This is a genomic window from [Flexibacter] sp. ATCC 35208, assembly GCF_001975825.1.
Lineage (GTDB): Bacteria > Bacteroidota > Bacteroidia > Chitinophagales > Chitinophagaceae > Chitinophaga.
This window is the reverse complement of sequence record NZ_MTKN01000098.1, coordinates 1-16,006: the sequence shown is the minus strand read 5'-3', so window position 1 is coordinate 16,006 and position 16,006 is coordinate 1. Positions and strand designations below refer to the sequence as shown.

The following is a 16,006-nucleotide window of genomic DNA, read 5'->3' as shown; positions in this document are numbered from 1 at the left end:
AAAACAAAAATCCTTAATTCCTGGGACTTCCTTTTTTTCCTTCAAAAAGTGTAAACAACTTCAACGGCAAAAATAGTTACCCGCTCAACTCTATTACATTTTATCAATGGAAATATCTGCACATGTTATTAACAGTGTATACGTCTTTTTTTGATATAAATCATCAGAAAGGGATATGGGGATGCTCGATGGTTTACGTTACAGTGGATAACCTCGTTTAAATCCATTAAAAAATATCATTGATCCTTCCTTTATGTAGGGCGATCTTCACTTTTTAATGTTTTTTGGGTGATTTACAATGCAGGTTTAATGTAATTATTGATAATCAATTGTTTAAACAATAAATTATTTTACTGGTTAAACAAGTATATAGTTACCTTAATTTATTAACGATCTTATTGTATACAGTAAATGGATAAGCACTTTAATTTTTATATACATATTTCTGCCTTTATGCGAATTAAACCGGCAGGCAAGAACGTAAAACCTCATCATGTTGCGCTATATCTCAACCTTGTGTTGATGTGGCAGGAACAGTTAGATAACCCCGTTATCCTCGTCAAATTACAGGAGTTGATGGACGCATCCAATATTGGATCCAGGAAAGCGTATTTCCGTTATATGAAAGAGCTTCATGAGTGGGGCTATATTAGTGGATATAAGAAGGTGATTAACGGAGCGAATGTAGTGATGAAATTCCTACAGGAACCTACTGATGACAGTATCGTATCTTAAATACCCCGTACGATAGGATTTGGTAGGATGAGATAATCGTTGATCTGTATTGAATGAACGAAGTATAAGGTTGCTGCCCGGAGTGGTATCCGGGGGGCAACCTTTTGTGAAGGTTTGCATTTTACTTTTGAGTTCTTGGGGTTAAGTGGATTTTGGCTGATGATATGGAATTTCGGCTTTGATTTTGTAGTTTTGCGTAATACTTTGTTATAAAAGGCGATTGATTATCAGTAAGTTTATATTTTAATATTCCTATTCTCACACAATAATGGCAGCAGCGCAACAAATTAAAAGTTTAATTAATTCATTTGCAGATGGTGATGATGCGAATTTTTATAGCATTGCCATGCAGATTGCTGCTGCAGAGGCGCGGGAGGGGAATAAGAAATTAGCGGATGAACTTGTTAAGGTCATCGATAAGGCCAAGATTAAGACGGGGCAAAGTCAGGGGATCCTGAAAAAGATGCCCATGAATATTGCTCAGAAGGAACTAAATGATCTTTTTGAGTTTATAAAGCCGCATGTTTCTCTGGAGCATATGATTCTGACGGATGAGGTGAAAGCTGGTATTTCCAGGTTGATTGATGAACAGCAAAAAGAGGCAATTTTATCTAAATATAATTTACTACCGCGTCGGAAGTTATTACTTGTTGGCCCTTCTGGAAGCGGTAAGACCATGTCGGCAAGTGTAATTGCGGCTGAATTGGGATTAAGTGTGTTTGTGATCCGGTTGGATGGTCTTATTAGTCGTTATATGGGAGAATCTATCGCTAAGCTTCGGCTTATTTTTGATGCGATGAAGCAGTTTAGAGCGGTTTATTTATTCGACGAGTTTGATAGTATTGCTACATCCCGTACTGAAGCAAATGATGTTGGAGAGATCAAGAGGATATTAAACAGCTTTTTACTTGAAATAGAAAAAGATGATTCAAATAGTTTGATCATTGCTGCTACTAATCTTCCGCAGGCATTAGACACAGCCTTGCTAAGAAGGTTTGATGATATTATAAAGTTTTCTTTGCCGGAAGGCGTGAATATAGTTCATGCTTTTCAGGATGGATTAAGAGATGTTGAGAATCTTATTTCTTTTGACTTATCCTCTACCGTTATAGAACTGGCGCAAGGGCTTAGTTACGCTGATATTTATCATATCTGCGCAGAAGTTGTGAAAGAACAGATTTTATATGGCCAAAATCAGATTACTAAGGAACTGTTAGCCCGTTATATAGAGAAGCGGAAGAGGCCTTTTTAACTTCAATAAATTTTAATGCCGATTTTCCACGCTAACCATCTCATTATAGATGGTAATACCACCCCATATCCATATACTACAAAAATAAGAGGGGCATCAATAGATATCAGGAGTGGGCTTAACAAAATTTCTCATGGCCGTTTGATTAAACAACAGCTTAGAAGGGCTGTGGCTGATTTTGAGCAAAGTCCGGATGATAGGCTTGTTTATGTTGTATTGAAATCTCCCCATGATTTTCTGATTGATATCTCAAAGTTGGATGAGAAAAAAGGGATTTACCAGGTAAGAAATACTAGAGAAATTGAAATTGAAGACCAGAATGGAAATAAACATATTGTCATTGAGGCTACTGTTTATCTCAATCGGGAAGGGGGTTCAAAATTTCTGAAAAAGGCAGATGACTACATCAATAAAACGACTCGGACCGGGCAACCTCGAAATCAATCCCTGATTGCAAATATTGATGAGATCCGGGCGGCTACCTTACAGAGTTTTTGGCAGGAACCGGAATTGCCATTTCCGGCTTTAGATGAACTGCAATGGTGGGAGGTGTGGATCAGTAGAAATGCAAGAGATAGAAATGATGATCCAATCAGTGATATAAGAGCTGTTTTGCAGGAGCATGGGGTGGAAATTGGAGAACGTTTACTTGTTTTTCCTGAACACTATGTTTATTTAATGCATGCCACTGCCAGGCAGCTTTCTTCTTCTATTTTATATACGGATAGGCTGGCGGAGATAAGAATGCCGAGAGATACGGCGGATTTCTTTACGTATTTGCCGGTTGATGATCAGCAGAATTGGGTAGGTAATTTGGCTACACGGGTTAATTATGTGCCGGATGCAGTAAGTGTATGCTTATTGGATACCGGTGTAACCATTAGAAATTCTTTGCTGGCTCAGACGGTGTCTCCAGATCATTTGGTTGCGATTAATCCTTCATGGACTGTAGATGATGCCCGGCGTGATACGGGGCATGGAACACCTATGGCAGGTTTGGCGATGTATGGAGATTTGACGGATTTGTTTGCGGGTAATGGGCCGGTTAATATTCATCATAAGCTGGAAAGTGTGAAGATGTTTAATGGAGCGGGACTTCGTTCTGATTTAAGAGGAGCGGTTACAAGGGAGGCGGTAGCAAGAGCTGAGATATTAAATCCTGGGCATAAGCGCATTTTTTCTCTTTCGATTACTAGCTGGGATCTGGATCATAAGGGGCAGCCTTCTTCATGGTCCTCAGCAATAGATCAGTTATTATTTGAGGGCAGAGATTTTTTATTTATGGTGAGTGGTGGTAATCTGGATCATGCGTCAAGGCTCGCCTATCCTTTAGCGAATGATCAGGCTTCTATAGAGGATCCTGCACAGGCTTATAACGCGATAACAGTGGGTGCATATACGCTGAAAGATCAGTTGGACCTGCAGCGGTATCCTGGGGCAAGTTTGTTAGCTAATAGAGGTGCATTATCTCCCGCTAGCAGGACTTCGGCAGATTGGGATAAACAATGGTGCAGGAAACCTGATATTGTAATGGAAGGGGGGAATCATGGAATAAATGTAGATCAGCTGGTTTTCGATCAGGGATTGCAATTACTTTCTGTTTCTACTTCGCAGTTTCGGCATCCACCGTTGATTGATTTTGGAGATACGAGTGGTGCTACAGCATTGGCTGCACGATTTGGAGCGCAGTTATATCGGGAGTATCCGGCTCTTTGGCCGGAGACGATTCGCGGTTTGATTATTCACTCTGCTGACTGGACACCTGCTATGTTAGGGAATCGGAGTTTAAAGAATCTTAGCGCACAGGATAAGAATCGCTTATTCAGGCAGGTAGGTTATGGGGTTCCAAATATGGAAAGGGCACGATATAGTACTAATAATAGCTTGTCATTGATTGCTCAGCGTAGTTTAAAGCCTTACAAATGGGAGGATTATAGGGTGAAGACAGACGAATTTCATTTGTTCGAATTGCCCTGGCCAATGGATGTATTGCAGGCTTTATTTAATACGGAAGTGACGCTTAAAATAACATTGTCTTACTTTATTGAACCGAATCCGGGTAGTCAGCAATATAAGAAGGCGGCAAGTTATATGTCTCATGGACTTCGGTTTAAACTCAGTAATAAGAATGAAGGTAAAGATTCATTTTTAGCTAGGATTAGTAAGGTGATGGAAATTGAAGACGACGATGATGTTGATGTTGAGGACGCTAATTGGGTGATAGGGGAGCGTACGAGGAATAAGGGGAGTATTCATAAAGACCTATGGATTGGACCGGCTGTTGATCTGGCGAATAGGAACAAGATTGCGGTTTATCCTGTTGGAGGGTGGTGGAAGAATAGAAAGAAGTTGGAGCGGTATAATGAGCAGGTGAGGTATAGTTTGATAGTGACGATTGAGACGCCGGAGAATTTGAATGAGGTGGATATATATACGCCTGTGATGAATCAGATAAGGGTGGATATACCGGTAGGGGTGTAAAATAAAAGAAAGGCCTCAGGCCTTTCTTTTAGTATGAGCTGTTTTATTGGTTGGCGGGTTTCGGATACATTGGCTACAATAAGTTTTGTCCTGGCATTCTCTTCTTCAAGTTCTTTTATTCAGGTCAACTTATTTGCTTCTATACAGCCGTATTTAGCATGCTAGTTGTAGATGGTCACTTCGCTAACTCCATTTTTCCTGGACAGATTCTAAATGGAGATGCCTGATTCCTGTTTTTTAGGGATGGAGATAATTGGGGTGTCTATGAATCGAGCCATGATAAATGAATAAGTCTTGTCCGACATTAGTATGTTGTTAGTTTGTATTTTTATGGGTAGCTTATTCCATTAATAAATTATAACCTCAAAGTCATTTAGAATGTTCGACATTGCAGACATTAAAAAGCGGATACCATCTACGCTATGGCTCTCCTGTTGTTTTGGATTTTTGATTTTTTTTATTGGGCCGGTTAATAAATTATTAAATCGTTTTTTAGTTGCACCAGTCATTTCTGAATTTGAGGATTCATGGCTGAATGAAAGTATTTTAATACTTCTTGGAGCATTGGCTGCTATCTGGTTATTTTTGTTTAGCGAAAGGAAGTTTCTTCGAATGCTTGCTATTCTTACTGCTCTTTTTTATGTATTACAGTTGAATCAACAGTTTTGGCAATTTCAATCGATGCGGTTAATACCTGTTTTGCGTGAATGGGATATTGTAGTGTTCGCGATTATCATTCCTGCTATATTAACTTTTATTCCTGAGAAAAGTAGATCGGTAGCTATAGTAGATGAGGGTGGTTTTGTTGAAGATTTGGCTATTGAAACTGCAGAGCAGGATACTTTTAAAAGAAAGAAGGTGGCCGCTGAGATTGCAGGAAGAATCAGTATTACAAACAATAGAAAATCATTTGCCATTGGAATTCTTGGTGAATATGGCAGTGGGAAGACCTCTTTTATTAATTTGATAAAAAACTCCCTGGATAAAAAAAATACTGAAATTATTGACTTCAATCCATGGTGTGCTGATGGAACGCCTAATATTCAAAAGGATTTTTTTGATCTTCTGGCTAGTCGGCTCTATACCCTCAATCCTAAAATATCGGGGATGATACTTGATTATTCAAGGAAACTAAGTCGCGTAGATAGTTCAATGGAAAATTTTATTCGGCAAATAAGTTTTGTGAATAATATTTTTAATAAAGGAAGCTATACAGACGATTACGATCGGATTAATCATTTTTTGCAGTTGTCCGGCAAGAAAATAATAATCACGATAGACGATCTGGACCGGCTTTACAAGGAGGAGGTGATAGAGGTGATGCGATTAATACGTAATACAGCGAATTTTAGCAATATATTTTACCTGGTAGCCTATGAACGAAGTTATATTCAGGAAGCTATTAAATCTATGAATGCGAATGCAGGAAATAGTTACCTGGATAAAATCTTTCAGTTGGAAATTCCATTGCCTAAAAGAGAGAACGAGGATCTGCTTAAGGTAGTGGAAAGCTTGCTCGAAGATTTTATTTCAGCAAATGACATGGAGGCATATCGTAAAAATATTGCAAGCAAAGGATTTTATAATCAATACTACATTTTTTTCAAGACAGTTTTTAGGCAGTCAAGAGATGTAATAAAGTTTGTCAATAATTTTAAGATTAGTTACCGACTCTTAGTAGGTGAAGTTTTGTTTGAGGATCTATTTGGACTGGAACTCCTAAAATTTCGATTCCCATTGATATATGATAGACTATTTGAAAGGCGAGATGATATTGTAGAACTCATTCGGTCCAATTCATCATATAAGGAATATTATAGAATAAGATTTTTTAAGAATGGAAAAGATGAATATCCGCTGATAAAGCGAACACTACAGGATGAGAAAAATTACGATGTAGCGGACATTGTGCTAATCTGTAATCTCTTAAGAGCCTTGTTTTTAAATAATAACAACTCCAGGAATGCGATCATATATCCAATGTTTTTTGAACGTTATTTTCGTTATAGATTGGGTAGTCAGGATATATCAGAAAAGCAATTTCAAAAGGCCTGGAAGGGAGGGCTGGAAGCGGTGAAACAGTTTATAAATGGATGTGAAGAAAAGAAGTTACTCACTGAGCTTGGCATGAGAATATTTCAGGAAAAACCAAAATTTCGTGCAGGGTTTGAGCTTCAAATTCGCTCTCTTTTTTGCTTAGGAACAAGATATGTGAAGGAGAAAGGACGGTCTTCTTTTGACTATGATGATCTTATTGAGCTGCTATGGAATTATGACAATAATGTAGAAAAAAGATATTACGCCAATAATGCAAATGCTTATCGGGTTTTTGTAAAAAGCCTATTTGAAGAAGTAGAAAAACCATTTATTTTCCCGGCGAAAATTATTTACCATATTAAACATGGTAAAAAAGAAGTAGGGCTTGCCTTGTCAATGCTCATCGATTACGAGGTTCGTTATTTCAGGGAACATGTTGCTGAATATGGTCTTACAAAAGAGGCTTCATGGATGTTTTGGGGAATTCGGGATGAATATACTGAACCTGTGCCTGAACAACCAGGATATGTATTTGAGGGGTTTAGGATCGAACCTTCGCTTATACCATATGTGAAGGCGGCTTTACAAGAACATGATCCAATTGCGTTTTTAAAAATGGGTATTCAATATAATAGCCGTGACCGAGAACTAGCTTCGATTTACCCTCAGCTGCTGGAAATATTTGATACGCCGGAAGAGTACAGAGACTTAGTTAAGGAAAATGCAAAGATTAATCCGGATATTAAAGCTGATTTTCTCGGCTTTTTTGCGGCATGTAGAGAAAAAGAGTTTAAAATGGAGATTCGTTATCCATTTAAAACGGTACTTAAATATGAAGGCGAGGATAATGATTATTGATTCTGTAATTTTTGGGTGTTTAGGAATTGTGACGTTAAAAAGTAGTATGACTTTTTAAAGATGTAATCAGGATTGGCATCATGAATACACCAAGTCTTTTAATGTATTTTTAGTAAAGAGTGGATGTGGAAGATTTTGATATTAAAGGAGTTATGGTATTTATATTGAAGAGTGCCCGGTTATAAGGCCGGGCACTTCATTTATTTGGTGGCTGTATGTACCACTTTCAGGGATGGATTAATTTCAATTACCGGCGCCGGGGTGGTAGTGTGCTGTTCTTTTTCCTTTTCAAACAGTTTCTCCTTCACCATTTTCATACTTTCACTGAGGTTACGTGTATTAGCCTGGACATATATCTCTGTGGTCTTTATAGATTGATGGCCCAATAATCGGCTGACGGTTTTCAGTGGAACACCGTGGTTATAAGTTACTTCATTTGCGAAGTAGAACCGTGCTTTATGAGTTTTCAAACTGATTCCATCAATTCCCAGTATTTTAATTATTTCCTTTAAACCGAGATTATACTCCTGATTGGTGGGAACCGGGAAGAGGCGGTTCCTTCTGGTTGCCTCTGGATGGGTCTTATATTTTTCAATCAGCATGATAGCCGGGGGAAGTAATGGTACCCCTTCGTCCTCATCGGTCTTTTGGCGGCTAAGGGTCGCCCATATTTCACCATCATCACGGTGTTTTAAATGATGAGGGCCGAGGTTATATACTTCTCTATAAGGAAATCCTGTATAGCTGCTGAACATGAAAATATCCCTGATTAGGTTGAGGATAGGTTTATCAATTGATGATTTTCAATTAATTTCAATTCGGTCGGCTCCAGGTAATCTCGTTTTGGCTTCTTGAAGGGGCATTTATATTTTGAGAAGATGTTATGGCTTATCCAGTCATTTGAGATAGCCCTGTCTGTGATCTCTTTTACCGTTTGGGTTTATTTGTTGGCAGAGATATCTTTTAATTCATGTTCTACTAATAAGTATGTGTTTAAATCCGTAATGAATTTATACTCCATGTTTGAGAGTTCGATGTCCTGCTTTTTATACCGGTGCTGCATAAACGCTATGTAGCGATGTTTTCTTCCGTAGCCTTTTTCAAGGCTATTGAATGAGCGGTCATCAGAAGTACACAGTTGGAGAAAATTCAACATGTATTCATTGACAGCGAGGATGAACGTTTTTTGGTGGTTCTTGCTATCGAAGATGGCATTGCCTTGTTTTATTACTTTGGCTAAGTCTTTCATCATGCCTGATTCTTCCTGGTCAAGGAGGAATTTTTTTCCGGGGAAGGGATTTGGTCAAATTCGTAGGCTTTGGTTTTTTTGTCGGAGAATTTGAAGAATTTATTGATAAGGGTATCGAGGGCTTCGCTGAAGGCGAGGGTTTGTATTTTTTCGTTTTTGATTTGGGTGCCGTTGATGGGGGATTTGTAGGATTCAAACACTTGAATAGGGTTTGCAAGGCCTTCTTTTACCTGGACGAGATCGAAATGGCGCTCGAGATCGGATTTGATCTGGCCGAGGGTTTTGTTGGTTTGTTTGTGAGATGGGGCTGTGGGGAGGACTTGTTTATTAATTGTGTCCCATGAGTGTTCGGAGATCTTACATCCTGTGGAAATATCGTCTGCTAATCCATCAATTGTGACCCGGACATAAATTGGCACCATGCCTGTTTTTGTCTTTTTACCTCTTCTCAGGAAGAAGAGGATGGCTAAATTTTGTTTGACGTTCATAATAAAGAGTCTAATTCAGTTAAGGATTGCTCTTCCAAAGGGAACAATTCGCACCATTTTCATCTGGTGCCCTAATAAAGGTAGGGCACCAGATAAGGCACCATTTGGATTAATATAGATTGATATGCTTTAATGTAGGAAAGACGCGGGAATCCGCTACCGGAGGGGTTATATAAATAAAGAAAGCGCAACACAAGTTGCGCTTTTGTGACCCCAACTGGCCAATTCTCGAACCTATTTTATGAACATCTTAAAGCTCTTTATGCATTAAGAATACTGATAAGCAAATAGATATAATTAAATTAAGAGCTAAATTTATAATTTTGGCTTGCTCTAAGGCACGCAGAATCCCTGCCAGCGATTCTAATCCGGATTGTGATCAATAAACTGATAATAAATCGGATAAAATCAAACTCCCGGAACATCTGTGCTTTTTGTAGAGGAGATAAACGAATAAGTTGCTACGCTGATTTAGTGTAATCATATTTTGCAGCTAATGTCTGCAGGGTTTTCACATCTCCTAAAACAAGACAGTACTGAAAATGAAATGAAATTTCTACAAGTCGTTCAGGTACGTTTGCATATTCCAATAAAGTATTCAACAATGCCGTAGCCAACTCAAGATCATAAATGTCGGAGGCAGGTAATTTCTTCAGGATATATCCCCTATCATGGAAAACTGCTTTTACCAGGCCGAAACTACCATTTTCTTCGTCTTCTTCAACGTGAACGGAAAGACCATAAAGGATTGTTCCGCAGTCTTTTGCCCATTGCAGGATATGTTGTTGGATATAAACGGCGTAAGATACAGTACCTGTATAGGCGTCCGTATTAAACTTTCCAGGTAATTGCTTCATTATGTACCCGAACAAATCCTGCGGGCCGTTACGCTGTGCGCTCCTAATCAGCTCAAGTCCTCTCTCCTTTGGGACATTCTTTAAAAGCCCAACACTCAACATATCCGACAGGACGGTTTCCGCAGCTAAGTTTCTGATGGCATGCAACTTTAATAAGCTATTGGCGCTGCCTGCATCTTCTATCAACGATATATGATCTTTTATGAAGTTCGGTCCGCATACATCATGACAGAGTGCTTCAACACCGTATAAATGATGACTGTCACCCTTCTCCTGCATTTTCCTGAGGAAACATTGCATCATACATACCTTCCACTCTTCCGTCATATGAGAACTTACGTTTCTGGCAAATTCACGGTAAGTTGCATACCAGCTATGTGCCTGCATAGCACTTAATATTTCGGTATAATCGCTGGTAATACCCATCCTATAACGGAAGTACGCCAGGTAATCTTTCTGCAGAAACGGTGTAATTTCCTCGATATATGTGCTTACTTCGGATGTTCCATATAAGCAGAGAAAATGCATATAATGCAGCTGGAATTCTTTCATACTATCCTTTTGCAGCCCCTCCATTGAAATGATCTTACGTCTGAATAACTGCATTATGATGGCCTGTATATAAGGTGCCACTGCAATCCCATAGCAACCATTAATACTTTTGAGAACCATGAGTATTAAGGGCCACTGTACCAGATCGGTGCGATGACGTGTGGCCAATTTTTCCACTGTCAGGAGACAATCATATTGACCTATATAAACTAAGTGAGATAAGATTGAACCTATTACAGAAGCCCGGGGATTAGCTAACCACTTTTTAAGTATCAGGGTATAGCCATCTAACTTATATACTGTCAACAGTTCTATTAGCAGCCATTCGAGGGACTTATATTTAATCAGTGAAAACAGGCACTCAATGAGTTCCGGTTCCGTAATCCGGAAGTTCCAGTCTATATTTTCCCTGATACCTTTTATAGCATGCAATAGTCTTTTCTTCTGTTTAAGATCTGTTCCTTTCAGGATTTCTAGTATCCGGGGAAGCACTGATGCATCCTTATCTATATAACGTGATATATAACCGGCGATGATTACATCTTGTTGCGGTTTGTCCTGCTCAATAGGCGGCGCGGGAGGCATTGACTGTATGAAGCTTCTCAATGCTGCAAGCTCCTTTTCGTCTGTTACTATGATAATCCCAAATTTGTTGTCTATTGTTCTGACATCACTCTTTGTAGGCATGTTCTTGATCATTTTGCGGCGTACATCCTGCGGATTAGCCAGGATACTGCTGAATCTCTTCGTAGATGGTAAAGGCATTTAAAGGCATTTGCGGAACATTGGCTGCAAGATACATATATTTGATAGGCTGATATGATCAAGTAGTAATTATATAAAAAAATCAACAGGTTCAATCAAGAAAAGCCACCAGTTGCAGCGTCAAACTCCCAATTGGGACTCGAACTCAATTGAGATTTGATAATGAGGATATTATAAAAACTTGTAAAAATAAAAAAGCTCCAAGTCCTTGAACTTGAAGCTTTTTATTTTAAGTGAACCGTAGTAGAGTATTCTCGAACCATTTTATAATTGATTTACAGCGGCTTGCAAGCATTTTAGTATAAAAACCAGTGCTTGCAAGCCGCTTTTTCATTTGTATTGCAAACATACTTAATGTGAAATTGAAATTGAAGTGTATGGAAAAATTAATGTGTGCAGAGGCCAATCGGATTGATCTGGTAGATTATCTGGCCTCATTGGGTTACCGACCACAAAAGGCAAGCAACCAAGATTATTGGTATTTATCTCCATTTCGGGAGGAAAAAACACCCTCTTTTAAAGTAAACAGACAGCTGAATGTATGGTACGATCACGGAACCGGGAAAGGTGGTAATCTGGTAGATTTTGGAATCCTTTACTTTAATTGTACTGTTGGAGTTTTACTTGGCCGCCTGTCACAACACCTGCCTACCCGGAGTTTTTCTTTTCAACCGCCTACCCCGTCCATCGGTCAGCAACTCACCCCGTCTCCTTTTGCTGGTGAAAAGAAAAATACCACCGAAAACAAAATTGTTATCCTGGACACCCGCCTCCTGGCAGAAAAACCCTTGTTGGAGTATCTGCAAAAAAGAAGCATACCGCTGGAAATTGCCACCCGGTTTTGCAAAGAAGTAGATTTTCTTTTGTATGGTAAGAAACATACCGTCATCGGGTTTCCCAACAACGCCGGAGGATATGAACTACGAAATGAAAACTTTAAAGGCAGCAGCTCACCTAAAGATGTAACCCTGCAACAAGGCAGACGGTCGGATGATCTGGTGGTGTTCGAGGGCTTTTTTAACTTCCTTTCTTTTCAAACAATCAACCGGGAAAAGCAAGCGCCCCTGTCAAATTGCCTGATACTAAACTCCCTTTCCTTCTTTGAAAAAACTCGTCCCGTAATGGAGGAATACAAGACAGTTCATTTGATTTTAGACCGGGATACTGCCGGAACAAATGCCACTAAAAAGGCACTGGATTGGAATACCGGCCAGCAGGATAAATACATTGATCGGAGCGAGTTTTATAAAGGCCACAAGGATTTAAACGCATGGCTTATTCATCATCACTACATCAAGGAGGAAAGCCAGCGGATAGGAAGGCGACTTTGACGTTCGGGTAGCCAGCTATGTTTTGGTAAAACCAAAACTACTGGCTCCCCTCATGCTACCGCATTCGGTGAGGATTTTTTTCATGCTATCGCATTCAAAAAATAAAGAGGAGGAAGATATGGAGCAGCGGAATGCACAAACTAAAAACAAAGGAGGTCGCCCTAAAAAGGATGTTAAGAAAGATCAATTAATGGCTATAAAATGCAGCCTTTATGAAAGGCGCATCATAGAAGCAAGGGCCAGAAGTGTGAACCTTTCCGTTTCGGAATACCTGCGGGAAATAGGTATAACCGGAAAAATTGACAGGCGAGAAAAAGCACTGCCTAAAGAAGTTTTAGAACTAACCGGTACCCTTAATCACATGGCAGCAAACTTCAACCAGATTGCCAAAAAGCGGAATGGCATCGAAGAATTAAGCCCTTTAGAACGGGCCAATTTAAAAGTTCAATCCGGACAGGTGAAAGAACTGGCAAAACAAATTAAAAGCTATTTACAATGATCGGGCATGTATCTATAGGAGCATCTTTTTATCACTGCATCAGTTATTGTCTGGAGGATAAAAGGGAATTTTCCGAAGAACAGAAACTGCAGCTTTCACTGAAAGATAACCTGCAACATAAAAACCGGGCAGAAGTACTGTTTTACAATAAATGTTTCGGAGATAAGTACGAGTTGACGAATGATTTTAAAGATGTCCGGAAGTTGAGCAAACGGGTGGAAAAGCCGGTATTGCATTTATCCCTTCGACTGGCTCCCGGAGAAATGCTCACTAAAGACCAGCTTACAGAAATAGGCAGGGAATGCGCCACGGAATTTGGAGTAGCCGACAACCAATATATCTGTGTATTGCATAAGGATACTAACGAGCAACATATCCACATTGCAGCTAACCGGGTAGGTTTTGACGGAAAAGTAGCCAGTGACAGCAACAGCTATAAAAGAATGGCTGCCCTTTGCCGCAGACTTGAAAAACAATATAAGTTACAGGAAGTATTAAGTCCGCGTGCCTTTTTATCTCCCCAAGACCGGTTATTGCCTCGGCAGGATATGCGGAAGGAAAAACTGAGAACGAACATTCGGCAGACTTTAGAAAAGGTACATCACTATTCAGAGTTTGAGCAGAAAATGCAGGCATTAGGATACAAGGTTATTAAAGGGCGTGGTATTTCTTTTGTTGATGATAAGAAGGTGAAAATAAAAGGTAGCGAAGTCGGTTTTTCGCTGGCTACTATTGAAAAGGTGCTGCATCTGAAAAGTCAATTGAAGATTAAACAAGCGGAAGAAAAGGCAAAGCAACCTGAATATCAACAGCACCGCGTAAGGCATTCGTTTACTCCTACCCAAAGGATGTTGCAAACGGTGAGCCAAACGAAGGAATGGGATAAGTCCCCCGTTGCCCAAATTCAGAAGGAAATTTCTAACCTGCTTTATCAGATCCTAAAGCCGGAACAGTCATTTGATTATATAAACCCTGAACTGTTAAAAGAAGCCAAGCGCAAGAAGAAAAAGAAATTCAAAATGAGTCTCTAACCCCATTATTTCATTCAAAACGCATTTATTATGGAAACTACAAAAAACATAACCGGTATTGAAAAAGACAGTTTGGAACTGGTATTGGAAGAATTTGCAGAGGAACAAAAGTCACATGTAAAATCCATTGCTGACCTGGTTTCAGCTGTTAATGTATTAACCAATAAGTTTAATAGCTTTGAGGAGAAGCTGAATACACCGAAGGGGATTTCCTTATCAACTGATACCAGGCCGATACAGGAAATTGTTAGAAAAGGGATTATAGATATGAAATTGACGGCAGCTGGACAACCCAAGAACGTGATACGGAAATTTCAGCTATTGCTTTTCCCGGAACAGGATGCAAAACTGTTTTATAAGATAGTATTTGGCCGTTGGGTTCTTGGGTTGGTGGTAATGGTATTCCTTACCAATGTTTATAAATTCAGTATCCGTTGGTGCGACAACCAGAAGGAGATAAAGCTACAGCAGCTAGAAAATTATAGAATTAAAAGAGCTTGGAATTATCTATATTCTCAAAGTGGACTAGATATAAAGAAAATAATGGATGACGCTCGAACAAAATCTTATTCAGCAAAAAATAAATAATATTTACCAAAATTTGTAATTACTAATAAAGACACCCTACAAGTATCTATCGAAAATAGCGATCATATTCATATGATCTCGAAGAATTAGATATCATTTGATATTCAATAAAATTTAAAACTTACGTATATTTATAACAATATGGACTATATTTATTCAACAACATGAAAAGAGAAAAAGGTCCAAATTTTTTTTATTTAACCTCCAATTAGAAAATATATGACAGTCCCCGAGCACTTACAACACAAACCAATTATAGCTGTAAACGACTACGATAAGATTGATGGACAATATGCACCCAATAGCGATGCTAAAGTTTTATCAATTGGGCAAGCACAATATGATGAAGACGAAATTTCTGTTAAGGTCTTTCGCCATACTGGTAATAACTGGAGTAGGCAAAGTGAGGAGTTGCCACTTCATAGAACACTTGACTTGACAACATTGATTATAACCTCAATACTAACAGGTCAAAATTCGGCAAAAATAGTTTCAACCCTCAATGAACAAATAATTTCAGAACCTAGAGTACAAGAGATTAAAGATTATTACCAAGCAAATATAAATATCATACGACCGAAGCTAGAAGAGATTAGAGATTTATTAAACACATTACTTTGACAAAAGAGAAAATATGATATCCGATAAAGAAAAATATTTAATGGCCCTTAAAAAAAATAATGGCCGAATAGATGAAATTTCGATTGGTTTAAATATTGGGTTTAGTGACGAAAAGACTACTCAAATTATTGCCGAGTTGGTAAATGAAGGGAAAATAGAGTTTCAATCATTCGGACTTTGTAGTTACCGTGTACTGTAAAATTCATATATTGGGAGTTTAAACTGAATATTTTATTCTGATGGATAATCTAATTTGTAAAGCAATTTCAGAATTACTAATCGATCGGAAAGACTTGCTCAGAATTCCTTTAAGGCAAAAAGCAAAATTTGAAGGCTGGTTAAAATTTGAATTAGCCCATCGTTTAATTCAGATAGGGATGGAGTCTGTTGAAGTAGAGACTAAAGCATGTTATAATCGAAATGCTACTGATATCACGTTCTTTCATAAAGGAGATTTTTATAGCATTGAGTTAAAAACATCAAATACAAATTGGAAAAATGAAGGCGTTAGAAATTGCAAAAAACCTATAACTAAGAATATACAATCGATTATTAGCGACGCAATAAAATTAAATTCAGATCAAGGTTTTGTTGCTTTTATATTATTCCCGATTCCTCTCCATAACAAAAGTTGGGAACTTTATATTGAAGTTGTTTACACT

Annotated in this window: 15 protein-coding genes; 11 read left to right on the top strand and 4 right to left on the bottom strand. The window is 38.6% G+C overall.

All coding sequences use genetic code 11. The features are described 5' to 3' along the window. Positions 1 to 453: 453 nt before the first annotated feature. From BW716_RS32500 to BW716_RS32485, 4 genes are all read left to right on the top strand, one after another. Complete coding sequence (locus BW716_RS32500; RefSeq protein WP_143709159.1) at positions 454 to 735, top strand: hypothetical protein; 282 nt, start codon at positions 454 to 456, stop codon at positions 733 to 735. 268 nt (positions 736 to 1,003) lie between these two features. Further along, positions 1,004 to 1,987: an AAA family ATPase gene (locus BW716_RS32495; protein WP_083730222.1), complete on the top strand. Its 984-nt coding sequence runs from the start codon at positions 1,004 to 1,006 to the stop codon at positions 1,985 to 1,987. Positions 1,988 to 2,002: 15 nt separating this feature from the next. Next, positions 2,003 to 4,468 carry a S8 family peptidase gene (locus BW716_RS32490; protein ID WP_083730221.1) on the top strand — a complete coding sequence of 822 codons (2,466 nt, stop codon included), beginning with the start codon at positions 2,003 to 2,005 and terminating at the stop codon, positions 4,466 to 4,468. A 378-nt stretch (positions 4,469 to 4,846) separates the two neighbouring features. Further along, complete coding sequence (locus BW716_RS32485) at positions 4,847 to 7,363, top strand: P-loop NTPase fold protein (RefSeq protein ID WP_083730220.1); 2,517 nt, start codon at positions 4,847 to 4,849, stop codon at positions 7,361 to 7,363. Between the two features lie 200 nt (positions 7,364 to 7,563). On the opposite strand, the gene BW716_RS32480 is transcribed toward BW716_RS32485, so the two are convergent. From BW716_RS32480 to BW716_RS32465, 4 genes are all read right to left on the bottom strand, one after another. Next, entirely contained in the window at positions 7,564 to 8,118 is a 555-nt protein-coding gene (locus BW716_RS32480) for a site-specific integrase (RefSeq protein ID WP_083730219.1), read from the bottom strand. 185 nt (positions 8,119 to 8,303) lie between these two features. Next, complete coding sequence (locus BW716_RS32475) at positions 8,304 to 8,615, bottom strand: hypothetical protein (RefSeq protein WP_083730218.1); 312 nt, start codon at positions 8,613 to 8,615, stop codon at positions 8,304 to 8,306. Next, positions 8,612 to 9,100, bottom strand: a complete 489-nt coding sequence (locus BW716_RS32470; protein WP_083730217.1) for an Arm DNA-binding domain-containing protein — start codon at positions 9,098 to 9,100, stop codon at positions 8,612 to 8,614. Before BW716_RS32470 ends, BW716_RS32475 begins: the two co-directional genes overlap by 4 nt. 461 nt (positions 9,101 to 9,561) lie before the next feature. Then, the gene (locus BW716_RS32465) at positions 9,562 to 11,274 is read right to left on the bottom strand and encodes a hypothetical protein (protein ID WP_083730216.1); all 1,713 of its coding nucleotides are present in this window, start codon (positions 11,272 to 11,274) and stop codon (positions 9,562 to 9,564) included. Between the two features lie 377 nt (positions 11,275 to 11,651). Here BW716_RS32465 and BW716_RS32460 point away from each other — a divergent pair, with 377 nt between their 5' ends. From BW716_RS32460 to BW716_RS32430, 7 genes are all read left to right on the top strand, one after another. Then, positions 11,652 to 12,605, top strand: a complete 954-nt coding sequence (locus BW716_RS32460; protein WP_083730215.1) for a toprim domain-containing protein — start codon at positions 11,652 to 11,654, stop codon at positions 12,603 to 12,605. A gap of 22 nt (positions 12,606 to 12,627) precedes the next feature. Continuing rightward, the gene (locus BW716_RS32455) at positions 12,628 to 13,104 is read left to right on the top strand and encodes a mobilization protein (protein WP_235643994.1); all 477 of its coding nucleotides are present in this window, start codon (positions 12,628 to 12,630) and stop codon (positions 13,102 to 13,104) included. Continuing rightward, the gene (locus BW716_RS32450; protein ID WP_083730214.1) at positions 13,101 to 14,135 is read left to right on the top strand and encodes a relaxase/mobilization nuclease domain-containing protein; all 1,035 of its coding nucleotides are present in this window, start codon (positions 13,101 to 13,103) and stop codon (positions 14,133 to 14,135) included. Before BW716_RS32455 ends, BW716_RS32450 begins: the two co-directional genes overlap by 4 nt. 30 nt (positions 14,136 to 14,165) lie before the next feature. Then, complete coding sequence (locus tag BW716_RS32445; protein ID WP_083730213.1) at positions 14,166 to 14,723, top strand: hypothetical protein; 558 nt, start codon at positions 14,166 to 14,168, stop codon at positions 14,721 to 14,723. A 219-nt stretch (positions 14,724 to 14,942) separates the two neighbouring features. After that, positions 14,943 to 15,344, top strand: a complete 402-nt coding sequence (locus BW716_RS32440) for a DUF6530 family protein (RefSeq protein WP_083730212.1) — start codon at positions 14,943 to 14,945, stop codon at positions 15,342 to 15,344. A gap of 13 nt (positions 15,345 to 15,357) precedes the next feature. Further along, on the top strand, positions 15,358 to 15,543 hold the full coding sequence (locus BW716_RS32435; protein WP_157298651.1) for a hypothetical protein: 186 nt from the start codon (positions 15,358 to 15,360) through the stop codon (positions 15,541 to 15,543). 40 nt (positions 15,544 to 15,583) lie between these two features. Beyond that, positions 15,584 to 16,006: hypothetical protein (locus BW716_RS32430; RefSeq protein ID WP_083730211.1), on the top strand; the 423-nt coding region annotated here is incomplete at its 3' end.

Coding starts and splice junctions, on each gene's coding strand:
- BW716_RS32500 (WP_143709159.1), top strand. CDS start 454: ATGCGAATTAAACCGGCAGGCAAGAACGTAAAACCTCATCATGTTGCG.
- BW716_RS32495 (WP_083730222.1), top strand. CDS start 1,004: ATGGCAGCAGCGCAACAAATTAAAAGTTTAATTAATTCATTTGCAGAT.
- BW716_RS32490 (WP_083730221.1), top strand. CDS start 2,003: ATGCCGATTTTCCACGCTAACCATCTCATTATAGATGGTAATACCACC.
- BW716_RS32485 (WP_083730220.1), top strand. CDS start 4,847: ATGTTCGACATTGCAGACATTAAAAAGCGGATACCATCTACGCTATGG.
- BW716_RS32480 (WP_083730219.1), bottom strand. CDS start 8,118: ATGTTCAGCAGCTATACAGGATTTCCTTATAGAGAAGTATATAACCTC.
- BW716_RS32475 (WP_083730218.1), bottom strand. CDS start 8,615: ATGATGAAAGACTTAGCCAAAGTAATAAAACAAGGCAATGCCATCTTC.
- BW716_RS32470 (WP_083730217.1), bottom strand. CDS start 9,100: ATGAACGTCAAACAAAATTTAGCCATCCTCTTCTTCCTGAGAAGAGGT.
- BW716_RS32465 (WP_083730216.1), bottom strand. CDS start 11,274: ATGCCTTTACCATCTACGAAGAGATTCAGCAGTATCCTGGCTAATCCG.
- BW716_RS32460 (WP_083730215.1), top strand. CDS start 11,652: ATGGAAAAATTAATGTGTGCAGAGGCCAATCGGATTGATCTGGTAGAT.
- BW716_RS32450 (WP_083730214.1), top strand. CDS start 13,101: ATGATCGGGCATGTATCTATAGGAGCATCTTTTTATCACTGCATCAGT.
- BW716_RS32445 (WP_083730213.1), top strand. CDS start 14,166: ATGGAAACTACAAAAAACATAACCGGTATTGAAAAAGACAGTTTGGAA.
- BW716_RS32440 (WP_083730212.1), top strand. CDS start 14,943: ATGACAGTCCCCGAGCACTTACAACACAAACCAATTATAGCTGTAAAC.
- BW716_RS32435 (WP_157298651.1), top strand. CDS start 15,358: ATGATATCCGATAAAGAAAAATATTTAATGGCCCTTAAAAAAAATAAT.